The organism is Sorangium sp. So ce375 (genome assembly GCF_051473855.1).
Lineage (GTDB): Bacteria > Myxococcota_A > Polyangia > Polyangiales > Polyangiaceae > Sorangium.
This window is the reverse complement of the sequence record NZ_CP150335.1, coordinates 3,272,158-3,296,158: the sequence shown is the minus strand read 5'-3', so window position 1 is coordinate 3,296,158 and position 24,001 is coordinate 3,272,158. Positions and strand designations below refer to the sequence as shown.

17 protein-coding genes are annotated in these 24,001 nt (G+C 71.5%); 5 read left to right on the top strand and 12 right to left on the bottom strand.

Going from position 1 to position 24,001, the window contains the following annotated elements; translation table 11 throughout:
* Positions 1-5: 5 nt before the first annotated feature.
* The 8 genes from rodA to WME90_RS12465 all read right to left on the bottom strand — a co-directional run bounded on the left by rodA (position 6) and on the right by WME90_RS12465 (position 8,545).
* Positions 6-1,142 carry a rod shape-determining protein RodA gene (gene rodA, locus WME90_RS12500; RefSeq protein ID WP_437281331.1) on the bottom strand — a complete coding sequence of 379 codons (1,137 nt, stop codon included), beginning with the start codon at positions 1,140-1,142 and terminating at the stop codon, positions 6-8.
* Complete coding sequence (gene mrdA, locus WME90_RS12495; RefSeq protein WP_437281330.1) at positions 1,139-3,094, bottom strand: penicillin-binding protein 2; 1,956 nt, start codon at positions 3,092-3,094, stop codon at positions 1,139-1,141. The genes rodA and mrdA overlap by 4 nt, the downstream gene beginning before the upstream one ends.
* The gene (locus tag WME90_RS12490) at positions 3,091-3,615 is read right to left on the bottom strand and encodes a hypothetical protein (protein ID WP_437281329.1); all 525 of its coding nucleotides are present in this window, start codon (positions 3,613-3,615) and stop codon (positions 3,091-3,093) included. Before WME90_RS12490 ends, mrdA begins: the two co-directional genes overlap by 4 nt.
* A gap of 4 nt (positions 3,616-3,619) precedes the next feature.
* Positions 3,620-4,477 carry a rod shape-determining protein MreC gene (mreC, locus tag WME90_RS12485; protein WP_437281328.1) on the bottom strand — a complete coding sequence of 286 codons (858 nt, stop codon included), beginning with the start codon at positions 4,475-4,477 and terminating at the stop codon, positions 3,620-3,622.
* 149 nt (positions 4,478-4,626) lie between these two features.
* The gene (locus WME90_RS12480; RefSeq protein ID WP_276598056.1) at positions 4,627-5,661 is read right to left on the bottom strand and encodes a rod shape-determining protein; all 1,035 of its coding nucleotides are present in this window, start codon (positions 5,659-5,661) and stop codon (positions 4,627-4,629) included.
* Positions 5,662-5,775: 114 nt separating this feature from the next.
* A complete protein-coding gene (gene rpmG, locus WME90_RS12475) occupies positions 5,776-5,937 on the bottom strand; it encodes a 50S ribosomal protein L33 (RefSeq protein ID WP_012235039.1) in 162 nt (53 codons plus the stop codon).
* Positions 5,938-6,132: 195 nt separating this feature from the next.
* Entirely contained in the window at positions 6,133-7,062 is a 930-nt protein-coding gene (locus WME90_RS12470; RefSeq protein ID WP_437281327.1) for an RNA recognition motif domain-containing protein, read from the bottom strand.
* Positions 7,063-7,573: 511 nt separating this feature from the next.
* The gene (locus WME90_RS12465; RefSeq protein WP_437281326.1) at positions 7,574-8,545 is read right to left on the bottom strand and encodes a prolipoprotein diacylglyceryl transferase; all 972 of its coding nucleotides are present in this window, start codon (positions 8,543-8,545) and stop codon (positions 7,574-7,576) included.
* A 241-nt stretch (positions 8,546-8,786) separates the two neighbouring features.
* Between WME90_RS12465 and WME90_RS12460 the strand changes: the two genes are divergently transcribed.
* The 5 genes from WME90_RS12460 to carB all read left to right on the top strand — a co-directional run bounded on the left by WME90_RS12460 (position 8,787) and on the right by carB (position 17,215).
* Positions 8,787-9,323 carry a MogA/MoaB family molybdenum cofactor biosynthesis protein gene (locus WME90_RS12460; RefSeq protein ID WP_437281325.1) on the top strand — a complete coding sequence of 179 codons (537 nt, stop codon included), beginning with the start codon at positions 8,787-8,789 and terminating at the stop codon, positions 9,321-9,323.
* Positions 9,320-10,537, top strand: coding sequence for a molybdopterin molybdotransferase MoeA (locus WME90_RS12455; protein WP_437281324.1), 1,218 nt, complete (start codon positions 9,320-9,322; stop codon positions 10,535-10,537). The genes WME90_RS12460 and WME90_RS12455 overlap by 4 nt, the downstream gene beginning before the upstream one ends.
* Positions 10,538-10,699: 162 nt before the next feature.
* Complete coding sequence (locus WME90_RS12450) at positions 10,700-12,418, top strand: carbamoyltransferase family protein (RefSeq protein ID WP_437281323.1); 1,719 nt, start codon at positions 10,700-10,702, stop codon at positions 12,416-12,418.
* Between the two features lie 354 nt (positions 12,419-12,772).
* Positions 12,773-13,939: a glutamine-hydrolyzing carbamoyl-phosphate synthase small subunit gene (carA, locus tag WME90_RS12445; RefSeq protein WP_437281322.1), complete on the top strand. Its 1,167-nt coding sequence runs from the start codon at positions 12,773-12,775 to the stop codon at positions 13,937-13,939.
* A 3-nt stretch (positions 13,940-13,942) separates the two neighbouring features.
* Entirely contained in the window at positions 13,943-17,215 is a 3,273-nt protein-coding gene (carB, locus tag WME90_RS12440; RefSeq protein WP_437281321.1) for a carbamoyl-phosphate synthase (glutamine-hydrolyzing) large subunit, read from the top strand.
* 324 nt (positions 17,216-17,539) lie between these two features.
* On the opposite strand, the gene WME90_RS12435 is transcribed toward carB, so the two are convergent.
* From WME90_RS12435 to WME90_RS12420, 4 genes are all read right to left on the bottom strand, one after another.
* Positions 17,540-18,871: a collagen-like protein gene (locus WME90_RS12435; RefSeq protein ID WP_437281320.1), complete on the bottom strand. Its 1,332-nt coding sequence runs from the start codon at positions 18,869-18,871 to the stop codon at positions 17,540-17,542.
* 970 nt (positions 18,872-19,841) lie between these two features.
* Entirely contained in the window at positions 19,842-20,456 is a 615-nt protein-coding gene (locus WME90_RS12430) for an HMA2 domain-containing protein (RefSeq protein WP_437281319.1), read from the bottom strand.
* A complete protein-coding gene (locus WME90_RS12425; protein WP_437281318.1) occupies positions 20,453-20,737 on the bottom strand; it encodes a hypothetical protein in 285 nt (94 codons plus the stop codon). The genes WME90_RS12430 and WME90_RS12425 overlap by 4 nt, the downstream gene beginning before the upstream one ends.
* Positions 20,734-23,910, bottom strand: coding sequence for an HAD-IC family P-type ATPase (locus tag WME90_RS12420; protein ID WP_437281317.1), 3,177 nt, complete (start codon positions 23,908-23,910; stop codon positions 20,734-20,736). Before WME90_RS12420 ends, WME90_RS12425 begins: the two co-directional genes overlap by 4 nt.
* Between the last annotated feature and the right edge of the window lie 91 nt (positions 23,911-24,001).

Here is a 24,001-nt window from a genome sequence, read left to right as displayed (position 1 = left end):
CGCCCTCACAGCCGATCGAGCGAGGCGACGCCGGAGTAGCGGCGCATCGAGACGCTCATGAGGAGCGCGATCGCCACCATCACCGTGGTCACGCTCGAGCCGCCGTACGAGAACAGGGGCAGCGTGACACCGACGACCGGGAGCACGCCCGACGTCATGCCGAGGTTGATGACCGCGTGCCAGAAGATGATCGCCGCGCAGCCGACGCCGAGCACCGCGCCGAAGCGATCCTTCGCCATCGAGGCGATGCGGATCCCCCACACGACCAGGAACGCATAGAGGCACACGAGGAGCATGCACCCGACGAACCCCCACTCCTCGGCGAAGACGGGGAACGGGAAGTCCGTGAACTGATCCGGCAGGAAGAGGAACTGGTTCTGGGTGCCCCGCAGGTACCCGGTGCCGAACAGACCGCCGTTGCCGATCGCGACGCGCGAGTGGTGGGCGTGCCAGCCACGGTGCAGGAGATCTTCCTCGGGGTGGAGGAACACGAGCACGCGATCGCGCTGGTAGGGGAGCAGCACGTACTCCCAGACGATCGGGATCGCCACCGCGATGGACACGACGAACAGCGCGGCGCTCCTCCACCGCACGCGCGTGACCGTCGCGATCGTCAGGAAGACGAACACGAGGATGAGCGCCGTCCCGAGATCGGGCTGCTTGAGCACGAGCAGCGCAGGGACCGCGGTCAGCGCCGCCGGGATCGCCAGATCGCGCAGGGTGCGGCCCTCGTTGCGCGGATCGTCGTGCAGGAACTTCGCCAGCGCGATGACCAGGAACACCTTCATGAACTCGCTGGGCTGGAACCGGAACGCGCCGAACTCGATCCACCGGGCGGAGCCGCGCACGTCGCGCGCGAGGACGAAGACGAGCGCCAGCGAGAAGACGCCGAACGTGTAGAGCACGTAGCCGAGGCGCTCCAGGTGCCGGTAGTCGAGCGCGATCAGCACGCCGCCGATGATGCCGCCCATGAACAGCCAGTACACCTGGCTGATGTAGAGCTCCGCGCGCGCCCCGGAGTAGACGCTCGTCGCGCTGTAGAGGTTGACGACGCCGAGCACCGCGATGGACACCGCGGCGATGAAGAGCGGCCAGTCGAAATGATCGCGATCGCGCGAGGAGAGAGAGTCACCCCGGATCATGGCGTGCGCCCCGACGCGGCGGGCGCGCGGCCCGCGCTGTTCTTGCCCGCGCGCGGCCCCTCGTTCGGGCCGCCGCGACGCTCCTTCGCGAGCTCCTGGTACGCGCGGACGACCTCGAAGGCGACCGGCGCCGCGTGCTTACCGCCCGTGCCGCCGTGCTCGACGAGCACGACCACGGCGACCTCGGGCGAGCGCGCCGGCGCGTAGCCGGCGAACCAGGCGTGCTCGCGGTTGAAGTACCAGACCCGCTCGGCCTCGACGCCGCGCGTGAGCCGGTGCGAGACCTGCGCCGTCCCCGTCTTGCCCGCCATCTCCACGCCCGCGACGCGCGCCTTGAACGCCGTGCCGCCCTCCTCGTTCACGCCGGCGACCATCGCCCGATGCACGAGGGAGAGGTTCTCCGGCCGGATGTCGATCTGGCGGCGCACACGCGGCGTGAACTCCTGGACGACCGTGCCGGCGCTCGTCTCGACGGCCCGCACGATCTGCGGCTGGTACAGCGTGCCCCCGTTCGCGAGCGCCGCGTACGCGAGCGCGAGCTGGAGCACGGTCACCGTCGTCGCCCCTTGGCCGATCGCCGCGTTCAGGCCGAACCCGAGGCGGAACTGCCCCTTGTTCCGCAGCGTCATCCACGCCCGGGTCGGCATCCTGCCGCCCGCCTCGGCGTTGATGCCGAGCCCGGTCCGCGCGCCGAGCCCGTAGCGCTGGCCCATCTCCGCGATGACGTCCATGCCGACGCCGTACTCCGCCGCGAGCCGGTAGAAGTAGACGTTGCACGACTCGGCGATCGCCTTCTGCATCGCGACCGGTCCGTGCACGTGTGTGCACCGGAAGGTGCGCTTGCCGAACGTGAGCGCGCCCCGGCACCGCGAGGACTGACGCGGATCGATGAGCCCCTTCTCGAGCGCCGCCAGCGCGGTGAACGGCTTGAAGGTGGAGCCGGGCGGGTACGCCCCCGACAGCGTCTTGTCGAGGGCCGGCTTCAGCGGATCGGAGTAGAGCCGCCGGAACGCGTCGCGGATGACCTGCTTCCCCGAGCCGCCGGAGAGCGCGTTCGGATTGTAGCCCGGCTTCGAGTACAGCCCGAGGATCCGCCCGGTGCGCACGTCGATGACCGCGACGCCGCCGGCCAGCTCGCCGCGCATCGCCTTGTCGATCGCCTTCTGGATGTCGGCGTCGAGCGTCAGCCGGAGATCGCGCCCGGGGATCGGATCCACCCGCCGCGGCTCCTCGATGATCCCGTCGCCGCCCGTCCTGCGCCGCCCCTTGGCGTCGACCAGCACCTTCTCCCAGCCGCGCGTGCCGCGCAGGTAGCTCTCCCAGGCGCGCTCGATGCCGGTGACGCCGATGCGGTCGCCCTCGATGTAGCCGACGCTGCGGAGCGACGCGAGCCGCTCGGCGTCCACCTCGGCCATGTAGCCGAGGACGTGCGAGCCGACCTCCTCGTACGGGTAGTAGCGCACCGGGACCGGCACCACGTCGACCCCGGGCAGCTCGGCGTCGTGCGTCGCCAAGGTCGCCACGACGTCGCGCGAGACGTCCTCCTTGAGCAGGATCTGCTGGTTCTTGCGCGGGCCCTCGTCGGCGCGGATCGAGGTGATCAACGCCTCCAGCCTCGCGCGCTCCTCGATCCCGACGCCGAGGTACTCGACGAGCTTCGGCCAGATCGTCTCCATGTCGAGGCGCCGCGGGACGACGTAGACGTTGTACGACGGCCGGCTCGCCGCGAGCACCTTGCCGTTCCGATCCCGGATGATCCCGCGCGTGGTCGCGAGCGTCACGCGCCGCACGATGTTCTCGCGAGCGATGGCCTTGTTCTCGTCGACCTCGAGGATCTGCAGGTAGAACAGGCGCCCGAGGAGCACCATGAAGCCGACGACCATGCCGAGCGCGATCCACCGGAAGCGCCGGCGGAACTCGCTCACGTCGGAGCGCTGGACGAGCAGGCTCACCGCGGGCTCTCCCCTGGCCGCGGGACGTTGATCGTCGCCTGGTGCACGCGCTCGGCCAGCCGGAAGACGAACGGCGCGAAGAGCGCCGTCGAGACCGCGTGCGGCGCGACGAGCAAGGCGAGCGCGCGGGGGCGCGCCGCGTCGCCCCCGAAGATGGCGGTGAGGATCACGATGAGCACCCCCTCGACGAGTCCGAAGACGAAGGCCAGCGCGATCTTCGTGAGGAGCGTCTGCGCGGCGAGCCGCACGCCGGCCGCACGCGACACGACGAAGGTCGCGACGGTGATGAAGGTGAATAGGCCGACCGGCGCGCCGGTGAAGAGATCGAGCAGGTACCCGAGCAGGAACGCGAGCGCGGCGCCCCGCGCGATCGAGTACTCGTGCACCCCCATGAACACGACGAGCGGCAGGAGCAGGCTCGGCGTGGAGCCCGGGATGTTCAGCTTCCCGATCAGCCGGAACAGGTTCGACTGGAGGATGAGCAGGCCGGCCCCCATCGCCAGGAACGCGGAGTTTCTCATCGCGTCACCTCCGCTGCGCCTGGGGGGGCGTCTCCTCCGACGGCGTCGTCGTCACGATGAGCACCTCTTCCAGCCGGGAGAAGTCGACCGCCGGCGCGACGTACACCTGCTGGTAGATGCCGAAATCGCGGCGGACGACCTGCGTCACGGTCCCTACCGGGATCCCCTTCGGGAAACGCCGGCCGACGCCGCTCGTCACGAGGAGATCGCCGACCTCGATCTCGTCGGTGCGCTGCACGTACTCGACGCTGCAGGAGTACTTGCTCTCGTCGCCCGTACCGCGGACGAAGCCGCGCGCGCCGGTGCGCTCGACCACCACGTCGACGCCGCTGCCCGCGTCGACGACGAGCCGCACACCGACCGTGTCGCCGGCGCTCTTGAGCGTCGTGCCGACCACGCCGTCCGCGGAGAGGACCGGCAGGTTGGAGCCGATGTCCCGCGCCTCGCGATCGAGCGTCACGCTAACCACGCGGAAGAAGTCGTTGGTGCTCTTGCCGACGACCTGGGCGCTCACCACGTCGGTCCGGAGGCTCTGGCGCAGGTCGAGCAGCCTGCGCAGGCGGCGGTTCTCCTCCTCGAGCGCCTCGAGCTTCCGCACCCGCTCCCGGAGGCGAGCGATCTGCGAGGCCTGCCTGGCGTTGTCCTCCTTGACGTCGACCAGGTAGATGTAGTCGCCCCAGAGGTTCGAGAGCCCGCGCGCCAGCGTCGCGGTCGCGTATTGGATCGGCGCCGCGATGCCGATGATGATCCTGTCGGCCCCCGTGTTCTGCTTGGGGTCGCGCATGCTGGCCCGCAGGAACCAGAACGGCACCGCGAGCGCCAGCAGCACGATCACGAAGTCGCGGTAGCGTTTGAGGTTCACCGTGGCTCCCGGACCCAGGTAGTACGAGGTGCCCCGCGAGGCCACCCCTCTCGACGCCGCGCGCGGCGCCCACCCCGGCGCGGGGCGGCTCGCCGCGCGCCGCAGACAGCCCCGCCGGCGAGCTCACGGGCGGGACACGAAGACGACCCTCAGCTGATCGTGACCTCTTTCAAGAGCTCGAGGTGATCCAGCGCCTTGCCGCTGCCGAGGACCACGGCGCTGATCGGATCGTCGCACACCATCACCGGCAACCCCGTCTCCTCGCGGAGGAGCACGTCGAGGTTCTTGAGCAGCGAGCCGCCGCCGGTGAGCACGATGCCCTTGTCGACGATGTCGGCCGCCAGCTCGGGCGGCGTGCGCTCGAGCGCGATGAGCACGGCGTCCACGATGGCGTTCGTCGGCTCGCTCAGCGAGTCGCGAATCTCGTCGGAGTTCACGACGACCGTCTTGGGGATGCCCGCGACCATGTCGCGCCCCTTGACCTCCATCGTGAGCTGCTGCTCGAGCGGGTACGCGTTGCCGATCGTGATCTTGATGCGCTCCGCGGTCTGCTCGCCGATGGCCATGTTGTACTTGCGCTTCATGTAGGCCATGATCGACTCGTCCATCTTGTCGCCGCCGACGCGCACGCTCTGCGAGTAGACGATGCCGGCGAGGGAGATCACGGCGACCTCGGTCGTGCCGCCGCCGATGTCGACGACCATGTTGCCGCTCGGCTCGGTGATCGGCAGCCCGGCGCCGATGGCCGCAGCCATGGGCTCCTCGATCAGGTAGACCTCGCGCGCGCCGGCGCCCTCGGCGCTCTCCTTCACCGCCCGCTTCTCGACCTCGGTGATGCCGAACGGGACGCAGATGATGATGCGCGGCTTGACGAGCGTGCGGCGGTTGTGTGCGCGCGCGATGAAATACCGAAGCATCGCCTCGGTGATCTCGAAGTCGGCGATGACGCCGTCACGCAGCGGTCGCACCGCCTGGATGTTGCCGGGGGTACGGCCGAGCATCTCCTTCGCCTCGCGGCCGACGGCGAGCACCTTCTTGCCGCCGCGAGCATCGCGCTGGACGGCGACCACAGAGGGCTCGCATGACACGATCCCCTTGCCCTTCACGTAGATGAGGGTGGTGGCAGTGCCGAGGTCGATCGCGAGATCGTTCGAGAACAGGCCGTAGAGCCAGTCGAAGATCATCGCTCCGTCCTAAAAAAAGGAACAAGGCTAAGCCGAGCACTGCGAGGGCGCAGCTGCCCGACCCGAGACCCGCAACCGCGGGCCCGGCGGCAGCTGCCAGCAGTGCAGCGTGGCCTAGCCCTTCGAGATCTTGCCTTCTTTGTGCTCGGTGTGCTTGCGCTCGGTCGGGCAGAACTTCTTGATGACGAACTTGTCCGTCATCGTCCGCTTGTTCTTCGTCGTGTGGTAGTTCGCGCGGCCGCAGTTGCCGCACGTCAGCTTGATGATGTCGCGCATCGGAGGTCTCCGAAGACAGGGCCGGCCTGCTTCCACAGGCGGCCCTGGTTGAACCTAGGTACGGGCAGCACGGGAAGCGCTAGCACCGCAACCGGCGGGGGGCACCAGAGGACATATGCCGGATCAGCGACGCCCGACCGCCCGTCTGGAGGGCGCTACCCTACGAGAAACGGTGCAGATGTCAACCGGGAGCGCTCATTCGTCGTCCCAGTCGTCACCGGTGCGGCCGCGATCCCAGTTCTTGTTGTTGCTGCGCCGGCCGCCACCGGCGCCACCGCCGCCGCCACCGCCGCCGCCGGGAGGACCGTCGCCGTCATGGCCGCCGCGCCGCCGTCGATCGTCGAAGGTCTTGCGCGCAGGCGGCGGAGGAGCGCCGCCACCGCCACCGCCGAAGCCCCCGCCGCCGCCGCCGAAGCCGCCGCCACCACCGGCGAAGCCACCACCGCCGCCACCGGCGAAGCCACCACCGCCGCCGCCGAAGCCGCCCGGACGCTCCTCGCGCGCAGGCCGCTCGCCCTTCGGGTGGGCGAGGTTGACGACGAGCCGCCGGCCGCGCACGTCCACGCCGCGCAGCGCATCGATCGCGGCGCGCGCCGCCTCGGCGCTCGCCATCGTCACGAAGCCGAACCCGCGCTTCCGACCGTCAGGGTCCATGGGGAGGTGGACCCGCACCACCGGCCCCGCGCCCGTCGAGCCGATGAGCCCCTCGACCTCTTCGACGCTCGCGTCGTAGGGGAGATTGCCGACGTAGAGGGTCCGATCCGGCGCTGCAGCAGGCCCGCCGCCCATGCCGCCACCAGCGCCTGGGCCACCGGGACCGCCAGGGCCGCCACCGGGGCCCATCGGGCGCCCCTCGCGCCGCGGCGGCTCGGCCTGGAAGGGGCGGACCGAGATGGACTTGCCGCCCTGGAATGAACCGTCGAGCGACTCGCGCGCGGCGTTGGCTTCGCCGGTCGTCGAGAGCGTGACGAAGCCGAACCCGCGCGGACGACCCGTCGCGCGATCTTTCGGAAGACTGACCTCGACGACGTTGCCGCCGGTGGCCTCGAAGAGCTGCCGCAAAACGTCTTCGGTGATGGAGTCGGGCAAGCCCGCCACGAACAACTTACGCGAATCTTCAGCCATTGTAGAAAAACCTGGGGTTGGCCCCTGCGTTCCCTCTTATTTGGTCCACTCGCTCCGTGATCGATGTCGATGATACGGAGCCTCTCACGAGCGCGCCTCGATCGACCCCTCCGTCGGCGGAAGGAGCGACCGAGCTCAATCGAGCGAAGGTCGGCGGGCCGACCCTCTGGTGCAAACTCCACCCCACGATATCTAGCGCCCCTGGCGCGTCAAGGGACCCGCCACGGGCGGGCGAGCCAAATGCAGGCCCGGAAGGAGCTGTCCCGGCTCCTTACGCCCCTCACACCCCTCACGCGAGTCGCCGGTCGGAGGACCGGGAGCGCCGGTCCAGAGGACCAGGAGCCCCGCGGCGCGCGCGCTCCGTCAGAGGCGGGCGTCGCCAGACCCGCCCCGGGGAAGCCCGGCGCGCAGGAAGGCCGGGCGGTCCGCCGCCGGCCAGCTCAGGACGGCATCGCGCCGCGTGGATCTGTCGACATCCGACACGACCGGTCCGAGGTGCCCAGGCACGAGATCACCGTTCGGTCCGGGCGCGGGAGGCCCGAGGCTCCTCGGTCGCGTCGCCCTCGTCGTCCTCGTCGGACGTGCCGTCGTCCTCGTCGTCCGCGACGCGCGGAGCGCCCCCCAGCGAGCCCACCCCGGCGTTCGATGGCTCGCCGCGCGCTGCCATGCGCAGGAAATACAGCCCGATTGCGAGCAGACCAAAGCAGGCCCACTGCGCCGGAGTGAGACCACCGTAGCGCGGATCGCCGCCGAGGACCGTGCCCTCCCGCTCGCGCAGGAAATCGAGCCCGAAGCGCACCGGAGCGTACGCGGTGCACATGATCCCGGTGTAGAACCCGAGCGGACGATGGGGGTTCCGGCGCCAGAGCACCGCGAACGCGATCGCGAGCGGGATCGCGAGCAGACACTCATAGAGGCCGAGATCGAACCGGCCGACGTATCCCGTACCGAGCGGATATCGGACCGCGAACCACGCGTCGGAAATGCGGCCCGGATGATCGTGGACCGACGCGCAGCCCGCGCGACCGAAGACCCACGCGAGCGGAAACGCGCTGTTGACGACCTCGCAGTAGGGAAGGATCCGCTCGCGACGATAAAAGCGCCAGGAGACGGCGCCGATCAGCGCGCCGGTGAAGCCGCCGAAGCTCGACAGGCCGTCCCAGAGCGCGAACAGGTAGAGAGGATCGCGAGCGACCCGCTGCGGGTGATAGAAGACCGCGTCGAGGACGTGCCCGCCGATGAACCCGGCCGCCACGACCCAGAAGATGAACTCGCTCATCTTCTTCTCGTCCAGACGCCGCTCTCGAGCGTGCCGCGTGGCGACGATGGCGCCGATGTAGACGCCGATCGCCACCAGCGTGCCGAACGGCTTGATCGAGGGCGGCTTCGCCGGATCGATGAGCTGCCCCACGAGCGGGATGTGCTCCAGGAAAGCGAGCGGGATCTCGGGGAGCTCGATGTAAGGGATCAGAGGGCCGGACACGCCGCTCCCCTAGCGCAGCGACGAGACGAAAGCCATCCGCCGTCGATGACGTCGGGGCGACACGGCCGCGCGGCTCGCGCCGGACGGCTCGCTGGACGGGCGCGGGCGCCAGGGACGCAGCGATGCCGCCCGCGCGCCCGATTCTCCAGCGCGCCAGCGCGCTCGCCCGAAGTCCGCCGCGGCGTCGCGCCGGTGTCGTCAAGAGTTCGCCAACGGCGGGGGACGGGCGTACACCTGCCGCATGAGCCGCTCCCCCGTGCGCGTCGCCACGCTGACGCTCAGTGACACCCGCACCCTCGGCGATGACGAGGGCGGACAGCTCCTCGGCGAGCTCCTGAAGAGCGCCGGCTTCTCCGTGACATCCCACGCCGTCGTGCGCGAGGAGCCCGAGCTCCTGCGCGCGGCGATCGAGCAGATCGCGGACGCAGGCTCGGCCGACGCGATCGTCACCACCGGCGGGACCGGCATCGCCCCGCGCGACAGGACCCTCGAGGCGCTCGCGCCGCTCTTCGAGAAGACGCTCGACGGCTTCGGCGAGGCGTTCCGGCGCCTCAGCTGGGACGCCATCGGGCCGAACGCGATCCTGTCGCGCGCCGCCGCGGGCGTCGCGCGAGGGCTCGTGGTGATCGCGCTGCCCGGCAGCCCGAAGGCGGTCGAGCTCGCCGTCACGCAGATCATCGGCCCCGTCCTTTCGCACGCGGTCGCGCTGGCGTCCGGCAAGGGCGGCCACCACCACCGGCACGCACAGCCCAGGCAGGGCGAGGAGCAGCGCGGATGATCCCCTTCGAAGAGGCGCTCGATCGGCTGCTCGCGGCCGCTGTGCCCGTCGGCCCCGAGCGGGTGTCGCTCGACGACGCAGCAGGACGCGTGCTCGCCGAGGACATCGCGGCCGCCGACGCGATGCCCGCCTTCGATTACAGCGCGATGGACGGGTACGCCGTCTCCTCCGCCGATTTCGCGGGCAGCGGGCCCTTCAGGCTGCCCGTCCGCGGCGAGAGCGCGGCCGGCCGCGCGCTGCCAGCGCTCCAGCCGGGCACGGCGTGCCGGATCTTCACCGGCGCGCGGCTGCCGCCCGGCGCCGACGCGATCGCGCCGCAGGAGGACGCAGCGCGCAGCGGCGACGAGATCACCTTGCGGGAAGCGCCGCGCGCCGGCGCGTGGGTGCGCCGCCGGGGCGCCGACCTCGCGGAGGGGGCCGTCCCGCTGCGCAGAGGGGCGCGGCTCACGCCGGGGAAGGTGGCGCTCGCGGCCGCGCTCGATCGCCCGAGCGTCCTCGTCGCGCGCCGCCCCGTGGTCACGGTGATGTGCTCCGGCGACGAGCTCCGCGCGCCCGGCTCGCCCGGCGCCGCCGGGACGATCCCGGAGTCGAACGGGTACTTCGTCGCCGCGACCGCGCGCGCGGCGGGCGCGGCGGTCCGCGTCGCGCCGTTCGTCCCCGACGACGCGGCGCGCGCCGCCGAGGCGGTGTCGACGGCGCTGCGCGGCTCCGATCTCGTGGTGACGGTCGGGGGCGTGAGCGTCGGCGACCACGACGTCGTCCGGCCTGCCCTCGAGGCCGCCGGCGTGGCGCTCGATTTCTGGCGCGTCGCCATCAAGCCGGGCAAGCCGCTCGCGGTGGGGCGCGCCGAGCTCTCGCGGTGCGGCGTCGTCCACGTGCTCGGGCTGCCGGGCAACCCGGCCTCGGCCTCGCTCACCTTCGTCCTCTTCGGCGTCCCGCTGCTCCGCGCGCTCCAGGGCGACGCGGCGCCGCGGCCGCCCCGCGTGATCGTCCGCGCGGACGGCGCGCTCAGGCGCCAGACCGGACGCGCCGAGTTCCTCCGCGCCCGCCTCGACGTCTCCAGCGGCGAGCTCGTCGCCCGCATCGCCGCGAACCAGGCGTCGGGCGCCGTCACGAGCTTCGCCGAGGCCGACGCGCTCGTCCTCGTGCCCGCCGATCGGGAGCGCATCGACGAAGGCGATCGCCTCGAGGCGATCCGCCTCGCGGAGATCTGACCGCGCGCCGCGCATTGCCCCGCAGCAGGCGGCATTGCCACCGCGGGACGCGTCGCCACGCGGCTGGCGAATTTACGTCACGAACCCCCGCGCCATCTGGCCCCGCTCGCGCGGAGGGCTCGCCTTGACCCTCGCGGAGGAGCGCCGGAAGATGGCGGGACCATGCTCATCCTCGGGATCAACGCCTACCACGGCGATGCGTCGGCCGCGCTGCTCGTCGACGGACAGCTCGTCGCGGCGGCCGAGGAGGAGCGGTTCAGCAGGGTCAAACACTGCGCGGGCTTCCCGCGGCTCGCGGTCGAGTACTGCCTCGGCGCCGCCGGCGCGCGGGTCGAGGACATCGATCACATCGCGATCAGCCGCGACACGCGGGCGCACCTCGGCGACAAGCTCCTCTACGCGCTGACCCGGCGCTCGCCGGCAGGGCTCCTCAAGGGCTCGCTCGGCGCGAGCGACCCGAAGGTGCACCTCGGCGCCGCGCTCGGCGTCGACCCGAAGCGCATCCGCGCTGCATCGCACAACGTCGAGCACCACCGCGCGCACCTCGCCTCGGCGTTCTTCCCCTCGGGCTTCGACGAGGCGGCGGTCGTGTCCATCGACGGCTTCGGCGACTTCGTCAGCACGATGTGGGCGCACGGCCGCGGCAACAAGCTGGAGATCCTCCGGCACGTCGGCTTCCCCCACTCGCTCGGGCTGTTCTACTCGAGCCTGACGCAGTACCTCGGCTTCCCCAAGTTCGGCGACGAATACAAGGTCATGGGCCTGTCGGCCTACGGCCAGCCGGATCTGCTCGACAAGCTCCGGCAGGTGGTGCGCGTCAAGGACGGGGCGTTCGAGCTCGGGCTCGAGTACTTCCAGCACCACACGAAGGGCATCGCGATGACCTGGGAGGGCGAGCCCCGCTACGGCACCATCCACTCCGAGCGCTTGATCGATCTGCTCGGCCCCGCGCGCAGCCCGAAGAGCCGGATGGAAGACCGCTTCATGGCGGTCGCCGCCTCGACGCAGGCGGCGTTCGAGGAGGTCTACTTCGAGCTGCTCGCGACGGCGAAGCACCTCACCGGCGCGCCGCGCCTCGCGCTCGCGGGCGGCTGCGCCTACAACGGCGTGGCCGCCGGGAAGATCCGGCCGAAGGGGCTCTTCGACGACGTCTTCATCCAGCCCGCGGCCGGCGACGCGGGCACGTCGTTCGGGGCGGCGCTCTACGTCCACCACCACAAGCTCGACAACCCGCGCGGCTTCCACCAGACGCACAGCTACTTCGGCCCGGCCTTCTCGCAGGAGGCCATCGACGAGCTGCTCCGCAAGGAGCAGGTCGCGTTCGAGACGCTCCCCGACGAGGACCTGATCCCCCGCGTCGCCCGGGCGATCGGCGACGGCAAGGTGGTCGGCTGGTTCCAGGGGCGGATGGAGTACGGCCCTCGCGCGCTCGGCAACCGCAGCATCCTGTGCGACCCGCGGCGGGCGGACATCAAGGACGTCATGAACGAGCGGATCAAGCGCCGCGAGACGTTCCGCCCCTTCGCGCCGGCGCTCCCCCTCGAGCGTGTAGGCGACTACTTCGAGCAGACCTCGCCGGACCCGTTCATGGTCAAGGTCTACAAGATCAAGCCCGAGCGCCGCGCCGAGATCCCCGCCGTGACCCACGTCGACGGCACGGGCCGCCTCCAGACGGTGACCGCCCAGGAGAACCCGCGCTACCACGCGCTCCTCAGCGAGTTCGGCCGGCTGACCGGCACGCCCGTCCTCCTGAACACCTCGTTCAATGCGAGCGAGCCGATCGTTTGCACTCCAAAGGAAGCGCTCGACTGCTTCCTCCGGACCAAGATGGACGTGCTCGTCCTCGAGCAGGCCTACCTCGAGCGCGCGCGCGTCCTCTGAGCAGACCGGCGCGCCCCGGCCGGGCCGCAAAAGCGCCCCGAAAGCGGCCGGGAAAGCTCGGCCGCAAGTTCGTGGTTGACGTGGAGCGAGGGGACGGCAAATGGGCGTCCCCGGCATGAGGAAGAACGGGACGCCAGGCGCCCTGCCCACCTCGACGGAGCGCCGGAGGGACCGGCCCCGACGAGCAGGGGTGCTTGGACGCCCCGCCTCGAGCATGATGCCGGCCCGCCGCGCGGCGTGCGCGCGGACCTGGTACCCCATGGGCCCACGGCGCTGCATGCGCTCACGGCCCCTCCTGCGTAAGGGTCCGCGCCGCGGCGGCCCAGGCGGTCAAAGAGGATGGATGCGAATCGGATGAAGCTCGTACTCGAAGACGGCACGACCATGATGGGCCGGTGCTTCGGCGCCCCGCGCGCGGTAAGCGGCGAGGTCGTCTTCAACACCGGCATGACGGGGTACGTCGAGACGCTCACGGATCCCTCGTACAGAGGCCAGATCCTCACGATCACGTACCCGCTCGTGGGCAGCTACGGCGTGCCCGCGCCACGGAGAGCTGGCAGCGTCGACGGGCCCTACGAGGCCGACCGCATCCAGGTGCAGGGGCTCGTGGTCCAGAGCTACGTGGAGCGCTACAGCCACCACGCCGCGGTCCGCTCGCTCGGCGCCTGGCTCGCCAGCGAGGGCATCCCGGCGATCACGGGGATCGACACCCGCACGCTGACGCGGCGGCTCCGGGAGGTCGGGACGATGAAGGGCTGGCTGTTCCCCGCCGAGATGGACCTGGAGCGGGTGAAGCGCTCGGCCGAGGCCGTGGACATGCGCGAGGAGGTGTTCCGCCTCGTGGCCCCCCGCGAGCCGATCACCTACGAGGGCGGCCCCTTGAAGGTGCTCCTCATCGACGCGGGCGCGAAGGACAACATCGTCCGCTCGCTCCTGCGGCGCGGGGTCACGGTCATCCGCGCGCCCTACCACGCGCCCATCGCCGAGCTCGCCGAGAGCGCCGACGGCATCCTCATCGGCAACGGCCCGGGCGACCCCAAGGACCTCGGCCAGCTGGTCGCCGCGGTGCGCGGCCTGCTCGGCACCTACAATAAGCCGATCTTCGGCATCTGCCTCGGCAACCAGATCCTCGCGCTGGCCGCCGGCGGCGACACCTTCAAGCTGCCGTACGGCCACCGCGGCGTGAACCAGCCGGTGCAGGACCTCCTGAGCCGCCGCTGTTACGTCACGAGCCAGAACCACGGGTACGCGGTGAAGCACGAGTCGCTCCCCGCCGAGTGGGAGCCCTGGTTCGTCAACATCAACGACGGCACCAACGAGGGCATCCGCTCGCGGCTCCGGCCCTTCTTCAGCGTCCAGTTCCACCCCGAGGCGACGCCCGGGCCCGAGGACGCAGGCTACCTGTTCGACGACTTCCTCCGCCTCTGCGGCGCGATGAAGGGGTCCTCCGATTCACGACTCAAGACCGCTGGGACCGCTGCCGCGGATCCCCGCTCCACCCCCACCGCAGGAAGGAGCTGAGCCATGTACGGCGCCTATCTCCCCAAGAAACCCCGGCGCGTCCTCGTGCTCGGCTCCGGCGCTCTCCAGATCGGTCAGGCCGGCGAGTTCGATTACTCCGGATCGCAGGCGATCAAGGCCCTCAAGGAGGAGGGGATCGCCACCGTCCTCGTGAACCCCAACATCGCCACCATCCAGACGAGCGAGGGGCTCGCCGACCGCATCCACCTCTGCGCGGTCACCCCGGAGTTCGTCGAGCGGATCATCGTCAAGGAGGAGGTCGACGCGATCGCCCTCTCCTTCGGCGGGCAGACGGCGCTCAACTGCGGCCTCGAGCTCCACGACTCCGGCATCCTCGACAAGTACGGCGTGCGGGTGCTCGGCACGCCGATCAAGGCGATCCGCGACACCGAGGACCGCCGGCTCTTCATCGAGCGCCTCGACGAGATCGGCGTGAAGACGGCCCGCAGCCGCGCCTGCCGCTCGCCTGCCGAGGCCATGGCCGCGGCGCGCGAGATCGGGTTCCCCGTGATGCTCCGCGGCGGCTACGCGCTCGGCGGCAAGGGCAGCGGCATCGTCGAGAGCGAGCGCGACCTCGATGACGCCGTGCGCCGCGGCTTCGCCGGCGGCGTGCCCCAGGTGCTCGTCGAGGAGTGCCTCCGCGGCTGGAAGGAGATCGAGTACGAGGTCGTCCGCGACGGGCGCGACAACTGCATCACCGTCTGCAACATGGAGAACCTCGACCCGATGGGGATCCATACCGGGGAGTCGATCGTCGTCGCCCCGTCGCAGACGCTGAACGACGAGGAGTACCAGCTCCTCCGCTCGGTCGCGCTGAAGACGATCCGCCACCTCGGCATCGTGGGCGAGTGCAACATCCAGTACGCGCTCGACCCGCACAGCGCCGATTACCGCGTCATCGAGGTGAACGCGCGCCTCTCCAGGTCGAGCGCCCTCGCGAGCAAGGCGACGGGCTACCCGCTCGCCTACGTCGCCGCGAAGATCGCCGTCGGCTACACCATGCCGGAGATCGCCAACGCGATCACCCGCAGGACGACGGCGTTCTTCGAGCCGGCGCTCGACTACCTCGTCTGCAAGGTCCCTCGCTGGGATCTCGGCAAGTTCCGCGGCGCCTCGATGCGGATCGGCAGCGAGATGAAGAGCGTCGGCGAGGTCATGGCCATCGGCAGGACGTTCCCCGAGGTCATCCAGAAGGCGCTCCGCATGCTCGACATCGGGGTGAAGGGGCTCGACCCCGACGCGTTCACCTTCAAGGACCTCCGCGACGAGCTGCAGAACGCGACGCCGCTCCGGATCTTCGCCGTGGCCCGCGCGCTCCAGGAGGGGATATCGGTCGACGAGATCCACAACCTCACGAAGATCGACCGGTGGTTCTTGAACCAGATCGAGCCGATCGTGCGGATGCACCGGGACCTGAAGACGCTCAAGGTCGCCGTGCCGGCGCAGGCCGACAAGGCAGCGGCCGCGCAGGAGCCCGCGTTCGATGAGGCGACCCTCCGGGAGGCGAAGCAGCTCGGCTTCAGCGACCGGATGATCGGCACGCTGACGGGCGCGCCGCGGGGCTCGATCCGGGAGGCCAGGAAGCGGCACGGCGTCGTGCCGCACCTCGCCCAGATCGACACGCTCGCGGCCGAGTTCCCCGCCGAGACGAACTACCTCTATTCGAGCTACCACGCGTCGGCCACGGACGTCGCGCCGTCCTGGCGGAAGAAGATCATGGTGCTCGGCTCCGGCGCCTACCGCATCGGATCGAGCGTCGAGTTCGACTGGTGCTGCGTCAACGCGATCCGCGCGGCCTCGGAGCTCGGCTACGAGACCATGATGCTGAACTACAACCCGGAGACGGTCAGCACCGACTACGACACGTGCGACAAGCTGGTCTTCGACGAGATCAGCTTCGAGACGGTGCTCGACATCTACGAGCGGGAGCAGCCGTACGGCATCGTGGTCAGCATGGGCGGGCAGGTCCCGAACAACCTGGCGCTCCGGCTGCACGAGGCGGGGGCGCGCATCCTCGGCACGAGCCCGGGGAGCATCGACACCGCCGAGGACCGGAAGAAGTTCAGCGATCTGCTCGACCGGCTGGAGATCGATCAGCCGCGGTGGGCGCACGTCGTCGACGCGGCCCAGGCGGGCGAGATCGTGAACAAGCTCGGCGGCTTCCCCGTCCTCGTGCGCCCGAGCTACGTGCTGAGCGGCGCGGCCATGAGCGTGGCGCACGAGCCCAACGAGCTCGATCGCATCCTCGCCCGGGCCAAGGCCGTCTCCCCCGCCTACCCCGTCGTCGTCTCCAAGTTCGAGACCCACGCCCGCGAGGTGGAGATCGACGCGGTCGCCGATCGCGGGGAGATCATCCTCTGGGCCATCAGCGAGCACATCGAGAACGCCGGCGTCCACAGCGGCGACGCGACGCTCGTCCTGCCCCCGCAGTCGCTCTACATCGCGACGATCCGCAGGATCAAGCAGATCGCCCAGCAGGTGGCGCGGTCGCTCTCGATCACCGGGCCGTTCAACATGCAGTTCTTGGCCAAGCACAACACGGTCAAGGTGATCGAGTGCAACCTGCGCGCGTCGCGGAGCTTCCCCTTCGTATCGAAGGTCACGGGGAACAACTTCGTCCGGGAGGCGATGCGCAGGATGCTCGGCGTGTCGCAGCCGGTCGAGAACCGCGGGCTCGACCTCGATTACGTCGGCGTGAAGGCGCCGATGTTCTCGTTCTCGCGCCTCGTGGGGGCCGATCCGATGCTCGGCGTGGAGATGGCGAGCACCGGCGAGGTCGGCTGCTTCGGCGACGACATGCACGAGGCGCTGCTGCACTCGCTGCTCGCGACCGGCTTCCGGTTCCCGAAGAAGGGCGTGCTGCTCTCGCTCGGGCCGCTTGAGGACAAGTACTGGTTCGCCGACGAGGCGCGCGTCATCGCCGAGCACCTGAAGCTCCCCATCTTCGCGACGCCGGGCACGGCCGAGGCGCTCCGGGCGCTCGGGCTCGCGTGCACGAGCCTCGCGAAGCAGCCCGACGAGGGGGAGACGGCGATGAGCGCCATCGAGCAGGGGAAGGTGGATCTCGTGATCAACATCCCCCGCGAGTACGACCAGCTCGGCCGTCCGGACGGCTATCTGATCCGGCGGCGCGCGGTCGACGCGAACATCCCGCTCCTCACGGACCTCCAGCTCGCGCGGGCGGTCATCGGGGCGATGCGCGCGAAGAACATCGAGGATCTGCGGACCCTGTCTTACGACGAGTACCTCGCGCGGAGCCCGGTGGCGCTGCGCTGACACGGGCGGCGCGGAGAGGGGTCGGGTGGCTCGGGAGTTGTGCCGAGCTGCCCGGCCTCCGCCTTAGTTCTGAACGAACTACGGCTCTCTCCACTCCTCGCGAAGGATAACCCCGCAGGGGGCCAGCTGCCTTCGCCAGAGCAGAGATGGAGCAAACAACGGATCTCTCGGCGCCCCGCAACGGACACCCCCGCAGCCGGCCTCCGCCTTTGTTCTGAACGAACAACGGCTCTCTCCACTCTTCGCGAAGGATAACCCCGCAGGGGCCTGCTGCCTTCGCGAGAGCAGAGATGGACTCGGCAACCTGGACGGCGGAGCTGGCCCTCAGTCGCGCGTGACGATGAACCAGCCGTTCACCATGCTGCCTGCAGACGTCGCGGTCGCCCCCTGGATCGTGTTGGGCCCCTCATTGCGGACGCACATGCCGACATTCCACGATCCCTCGCCAAGCGCGATCGTGGCGGAGACTGAGTAGGTGGCCCGGACCGACGTGAAGAAGTGGTTCGTAAAGCCGGATCCGAAGAAATTGACTATCTCGCCCATGCCGCCGGCGCGCTGGTAACAAAGACCAACGGCGGCGAGCTGCGGGCTGGTGCTCGACGACGGCAGCCCGAGCACGGCAGAGGCCGAGCCGGTCACACGCTGGCCTGCCCCGGTGATGGTCACCATCGCCGGAGGCCCCACAAAGGCATAGGCGGAGATGACCCCGAAGTTGTTGGCAACGTTGCCCGCGATCGCGATCGTCGCGAGTACACCCGTCGGCCCCTGAGGCCCTGTCGGGCCCTCCGGCCCTGTCGGCCCCTGAGGCCCTGTCGGGCCCTCCGGCCCTGTCGGCCCCTCGGGCCCCGTCGGCCCTTCGGGCCCCATCTCGCCCGGCACGCCAGCCAGCCCCGGCATCCCCTCGGGCCCCATCGGGCCCTGAGGCCCCGTCGGCCCTTCGGGCCCCGTCGGTCCCTCGGGCCCCGTCGGTCCCTCGGGCCCCGTCGGCCCTCTGTCACCGGGCACACCAGCCGGCCCCGCGGGCCCCATGGGCCCCGTCGGCCCTTCGGGCCCCGCCTGCCCCTGAGGTCCCGTCGACCCCTGAGCCCCCGCCGGCCCCTCAGGCCCCGCCGGCCCCTCGGGCCCCGCCGGCCCCTCGGGCCCCGTCGGCCCCCGAGGCCCTGTCGGCCCCGCGATTCCGCTCGAGTCGCCCACCCAGTTGCCGCTCTCGTCGATGACGACCCTGCCGCCGATCTTCACCAGCTTCGGCGTGATCTCACCAACAGCGTTGTTCGCGACCATCGCATACGGGACGCTCCCTATCGAGGCGCGAGGCTCCATCTCACGATCGTCCCCGACAGTGATTCCGAGGTAGCGAGCCGAGCCGTCAAAGACCTTCGCGGCCTGCTCCTCGGTGAAATCAAGCACCGTGGAGAAATAGCCCTCATCGAACGAGAGCGCGATCACCTCGCTCCAGAGAGGCTCCGCGTCGTCCTCGGCGGCATAGATGGCGAACGTCACCGAGAGGACGTCATTGACCGGCTCGCCATTGGCCGTGAAGAGCCGCCCCTGATGCGAGATCTGCATCGGCACGGCGGCGGCCGCGCTGCCCACGAGGCCGACGGAGGCGGCGAGAAGAACACCTATCGCGAGGACACTCCGTCCCAACCCGTTCATGGCAAGCTCCCGTTCGCCCCGACCAGACCGCCCTGCATGCGGTAACTCGGTGAGGTCGTCTTTCCCTGATTCTGCGTCGGCTGACCGAGCGTGAAGACCATGCGATAGCTCGGACTCCTCACGACCTTGCCCGCGCTGACCATATCGCTCGCAGCGACGCTCCGATCTCCGACCTCGGGCCGCCCACCTGCCCCACCCCCGCCCGCCGAAGCCACAGGATCGCCCGCCCCAGCCCCGCCACCACCCCCGAGACCCTCACCCCCCGACCCGGGCCCAGCCACGGTCACGTCAGGACTGCCACAGCTACAGCCAGGAGACACGGCGAGCGATGCAATAGTTAGGCCTAGCCACACCGGGAATTGCAGTCGCACCATCAACGTGTTCCCCTCTGCTTCCGGGGCTTACGATCCGGACCAAGAAGGTACGCGCCCAGCCACCAAGGTTCAATCTATTCCCGAGCCATCGTGAGACATCGCCGCTTTACGTCGGGGTCGACGGAAGGCGCCACCAGCTCGAAAGCGCTCCGACACGCGCGCGCCGCAACCGCAACGAGATGTCCGAAGCGAGGCGAACGCCGAGAATCCTGGCCCCGCCGCCGGAATGCCCTCGTTCCACGCTCTCAGCCCTCCGTGCGCGCCGCCGCGCGCCGACTTCGTCGGCGCGTCCGCCGCCCTCGTGCTGAGCACGCTGATCGCGGTCGCGCTCGCCGAGGTGGTGAAACGCGCGCCTGAATCCGCGCTGGACTCAGGGCCTCGCCGGCGCCCTGCTCATCGTGATGGACGGCATCTACATGGTCGGCGCGCTGCGCCAGGGCGCGGGGTAGCCCGCCCCGGCAGCCGCTCCAGCGCGGGGTGCAAGGTTCGCGTGATACGGGCTCAACCGCTAGCCGGGCGGGCAAGGCGTACGAAAGTGCACCCCAGCGAGTCGAACGAGGCGGCTGAGCTCGCAGCAGAGGAAGATGCGCCCCGCGCTAGAGATCGTCGCACATCGGCCCCGCCTCGTCGGACCCCTCGCCCGCGAGGTCCGGCTGGCCCGGCGCGCCGCCACCGCTGTGCAGCTCCTCCGAGATCGCCCCGGGGTTGAACGTCATGAACCACCGCAGCGACCACCAGAGCAGGTTGAACCAGGCCGGCACAGGAAGCCTGCGCGTCGCCCCAACCTCCGCGAGCCCCGCCGCCGCGAAGACGACCGGCAAGATGGTGCCCAGATCCGCGCGGTAATCCATCGCCTCGCGCACATCGGCGTTGATCCCGGCAAAAGCGTGCGCAACGGCGCGTGCGACGCGCGTCGGGCCAGGGTGGCCCTCGGGCCGCGGCGCGCCGATCGGGTGGCCGTCGTCGTCGCACGCCCCGTCGACCAGCCCGGCGAGCCGGGCGCGGAGCCGCTCCGGATCGAGCCCGCCCTCGGAGCGCTCGATGATGACCGAGCCCGTGTTCGGACGGACCGAGACGACCTCGCAGGCGGGCTCGGCCGCGAGCTGCTCCGCAATCCGCTCGCACACACGACGATGGCCGGCCAGCGCCGGCGCGCGCAGGCGGACGCGCCGCTCCAGGGCGTGGACGACGAGGACCGGCGGCAACCTCATGACGACGGCTCGCCGTAGAGCTCCGAAGCGCCGTTGCTCTTGTGCGCAGCCCGCTCGCCGCGCGCCCCGCCCGTGGCCTTCTGCCGCACCCGCTCGGCGACCTCGGCGAAGAGATCCTCGACGTGCTCCCGCTGGCGCTCGATCACGGCGAGGCCCAGCTTGCTCAGGTGTAGCCCGAGCGCCGCGATCTCGACGACCACCGGCCGGAGGTGCTGCTTCTTGCCCATCAGGAGGACGGCGGCGCCGACCCCCAGGGCGAACGACGGTGGATGGAACTTCATCGTGCCATGTCTCCCTTGCGCAGCCCGGCGACGCGCGCGCGACGCACGCCTTGCGCGCGTCCCGCGGCCGCCACCGCACCCTGGTCTGCGCGCTCTTCGGTTTCTTCTGCGCTCGCTTCTGCTTCCGCTGATGCGCCTGTTGCTGCTTCTGCTTCAGCTTCCGCGTCTGCTTCTGCTTTCGCTTCAGCGCGCCTGCCGTTGACGATCACGATCTCGCGGCCAGCGCCTGCGGAGCGCCCCAGAGGGCCGCGGAGCAGCATGGGCAGCGCGCCCACGCCCACGGCGAGCGCGAGCTCCCCGGCCCGGAGGCGCCGCGCGCCGAGCAGGCGGCCGAGGGAGCGGGAGCCGAGCGCGAGCGCCTGGAGCGCGGAGGTCACGGCGAGCGCGCGGGCCACGTGCGGGTTGTCCCGGCGGAGCGCGGCGCCCGGAGCGCGATCCTCGGCGCCGGCGCGGCAAGCGAGGATGTGGAGCAGCTGCGCGGTCACGAGCGCCGTGAACGCCCTCGTCCCCGCGGTAGGGCGATCGCCGAGCGCGTACGCCGAGAGCGACGCGCCGGACATCATGGCCGCGTCCACGCCGAGCGCGCGGAGGTCGGCCGTGCCGAGCAGCCGCGCCGCGGGGTCGCGCGGCGGGCGCCGCATGATCCCGGGCTCGGGCGGCTCGAGCGCGAGCGCGAGCGCCGGCGCCACGTCGGTGAGCAGGTTGATCCAGAGCAGCTGCAGCGGCGTGAGCGGCGAGGCGCCGCAGAGGGCGCCGGCCAGCATCGCGAGGACCTCGCTCGCGTTCGTCGCGGTGAAATACGCGATCGCCCGGCGGACGTTGTCGTGCAGCCGCCGCCCCTCGCAGACCGCCTCGGTGAGGCTCGGCAGGTCGTCCTCGGCGAGGACGACGTCGGCCACGGCCCGCGCGATGTCCGTGCCGCGCTTGCCCATCGCCACGCCGACGTCGGCCGCCTTGAGCGCGGGCCCGTCGTTCACGCCGTCGCCCGTCATCGCCACGATCGCGCCGCGCTGCTGGAGCGCGCGCACGATGTCGAGCTTGGCCTCCGGGGTGACCCGGCTGTGCACGGCGTCCGGCGAGATGCCGAGCTCGACGCCGATCGCGCGGGCGGTGCGCTCCTGATCACCCGTGAGCATCAGGGTGCGGATGCCCGCGCCAGAGAGGGCCGCGAGCGCCTCCCGCACGCCGGAGCGCGGCGGGTCGCGGAGGCCGACCAGGCCTGCGAGCTCGAGCGGCGCGTCGTTGTCCGGCCGGCCGTTCTGCCGCCACGCGAGCGCGAGCACGCGCAGCCCCCGCGAGGCCATCGCGTCGTTGTGCCGCAGCACCTCGTCGTGCGCATCGACGCCTGGAACGTCGCAGCGCGCGACGACCTGCTCGGGCGCGCCCTTCACGAGCTCGATGTGCCCGAGCTCCGGGTGGTCGTGGACCGTCACCATGAACGCGCGCTCGGCCGAGCGGCGCGCCTCGCTCACGCGCCGCGCCGTGAGGCGCCGCGCCGACACGGGGTAGCCGGCGGCGAGCGCGAACTCCACGAGGGCGCGCTCGGTGCCGCTGCCCTGGACGACCTTGCCCGCCTCGCTCAGCTCGACGTCGGCGTTGAGCGCGGCGATGCGCGCGAGCGCGTGGACGCGCGGGGCGGCGGCGTCGACCTCGCGCCCATCCTCGCCGATGAGCGCGATGCCGCTCCGCTGCCCCGCGCCGCGGCCCTGGCGCGGGGCGCGCTCGACCCGCAGCGCGCCCTCGCCGGGGAGGAAGATCTCGGCGACCTGCATCCGGTTCTCGGTGAGCGTGCCGGTCTTGTCCGCGCAGACGACGCTCACCGCGCCGAGCGTCTCGGCCGCGGCGAGGCGGCGGATCACGATGCCGGAGCCGCGCAGGCGGCGGCTCGCGAGCGCGAGCGCCGTGGTGCCCACGGTGGGGAACCCCTCGGGGATGGCGGCGACGCCGAGCGCGACGGAGCTCCGCAGGAGCGCGCGGAGCGGCCTCCGGCGCGCCAGGCCGACGACCATCACCGCCGACGAGCTCGCGAGCGCGAAGGTCGCGAGGCGCCGGCCGATCCACGCGAGCTCCTGCTCGATCGGCGGGGTGCGCTCGGACTCGCGGGAGAGCGCGCGCTGGATGTCCCCGAGCGCGGTCCACCGGCCCGTCGCGACGACCACCGCCGCCCCCTCGCCCGACGCGATCGTCGTGCCCGCGTACACCATGCTCCGGCGCTCGGCGAGGGGCGCTCCCCCGTCGACCCTCGCGGCGTCCTTCTCGGCGGGCTCGCTCTCGCCGGTCAGCGTGCTCTCGTCGGCGGCGAGCCCGCTCGCGTCGACGACGCGCGCGTCGGCCGCGACGGGCTCGCCGGCGCGCAGCGCGAGCACGTCGCCCGGCACGAGCTCCGACGCGGCGAGCCGCTGCTCGCGCCCGTCGCGCACGACGCGCGCCCACCCGACGCGGAGCTCACCCCAGGCGTGCAGGAGCTCCTCGGCGCGCGACTCGGTGTACGTGCCGATCGCGGCGTTCGCGCCGACGACGAGGAGGACGGCGCCCGCGTCGATGAGGTCGCCGAGCGCGAGCGACAGGCCCGCCGCGCCGAGGAGCATCGCGGTCGGCACCGTGAAGAGCTGCCCGGCGAGGATCTCGATCGACGAGCGGGTCGCGACGCCCGCGAGCTCGTTCGGGCCGAGCTCGCGGAGGCGGCGGCGCGCCTCGGCGGCAGAGAGGCCTCCGCGCGGGTCGACGCCGAGCGAGCGGGCGACCTCGCCCGGGTCCTCCGCGTGGGCGCAGAGCACCACGTCGACGCGGCGGGCGCTCTCGCCTCCGGGCTGCGCGGCCGGCGCCCCCTCGGTGCCCCAGGTCCTCGCCTGCCACGCGCGGCGCGCGTCCCCGCCCGCCTCGCCGTCGTGGGGGTGCGCAGAGCGACGCGCCGAGCGCACGAGCGCGCCCACGCCCTCGAGCACGGCCCGCGCGGCGCGGCGCACGGACGGCGGCGGCGGGGCGCCGGGCACGGCATTGACGCCGAGGACGAGCGCGGCCGCGTCGGCCACGTCCTCCCGCACGCGCACGAGCACCCGCCCGGTGCGCGCGCTCGCCCGCGCCGAAACGACGCCGGGGATCGCGGCGAGATCGCGCTCGATGCGCGCGGCGCGCGCAGCGTCTCCGAAGAGGCCGGCCACCTCCGCGCGCACCCGCGCGATCCTGGCGCGCCCGTGCAGTTCGCGCGCAGGCGTGCGATCCGCGCGGGAACGCCGCCGCGCGCCCTCGCCGCGGCCCCTGCGC

What these genes read in the sequence shown, in the direction of transcription:
- WME90_RS12470 (WP_437281327.1), bottom strand. Translation starts at nt 7,062, where the DNA reads ATGGCTGAAGATTCGCGTAAGTTGTTCGTGGCGGGCTTGCCCGACTCC.
- WME90_RS12480 (WP_276598056.1), bottom strand. Translation starts at nt 5,661, where the DNA reads ATGATCTTCGACTGGCTCTACGGCCTGTTCTCGAACGATCTCGCGATC.
- WME90_RS12425 (WP_437281318.1), bottom strand. Translation starts at nt 20,737, where the DNA reads ATGAAGTTCCATCCACCGTCGTTCGCCCTGGGGGTCGGCGCCGCCGTC.
- rpmG (WP_012235039.1), bottom strand. Translation starts at nt 5,937, where the DNA reads ATGCGCGACATCATCAAGCTGACGTGCGGCAACTGCGGCCGCGCGAAC.
- WME90_RS12435 (WP_437281320.1), bottom strand. Translation starts at nt 18,871, where the DNA reads ATGAACGGGTTGGGACGGAGTGTCCTCGCGATAGGTGTTCTTCTCGCC.
- carA (WP_437281322.1), top strand. Translation starts at nt 12,773, where the DNA reads ATGAAGCTCGTACTCGAAGACGGCACGACCATGATGGGCCGGTGCTTC.
- WME90_RS12460 (WP_437281325.1), top strand. Translation starts at nt 8,787, where the DNA reads ATGAGCCGCTCCCCCGTGCGCGTCGCCACGCTGACGCTCAGTGACACC.
- rodA (WP_437281331.1), bottom strand. Translation starts at nt 1,142, where the DNA reads ATGATCCGGGGTGACTCTCTCTCCTCGCGCGATCGCGATCATTTCGAC.
- WME90_RS12430 (WP_437281319.1), bottom strand. Translation starts at nt 20,456, where the DNA reads ATGAGGTTGCCGCCGGTCCTCGTCGTCCACGCCCTGGAGCGGCGCGTC.
- carB (WP_437281321.1), top strand. Translation starts at nt 13,943, where the DNA reads ATGTACGGCGCCTATCTCCCCAAGAAACCCCGGCGCGTCCTCGTGCTC.
- WME90_RS12455 (WP_437281324.1), top strand. Translation starts at nt 9,320, where the DNA reads ATGATCCCCTTCGAAGAGGCGCTCGATCGGCTGCTCGCGGCCGCTGTG.
- WME90_RS12490 (WP_437281329.1), bottom strand. Translation starts at nt 3,615, where the DNA reads ATGAGAAACTCCGCGTTCCTGGCGATGGGGGCCGGCCTGCTCATCCTC.
- WME90_RS12450 (WP_437281323.1), top strand. Translation starts at nt 10,700, where the DNA reads ATGCTCATCCTCGGGATCAACGCCTACCACGGCGATGCGTCGGCCGCG.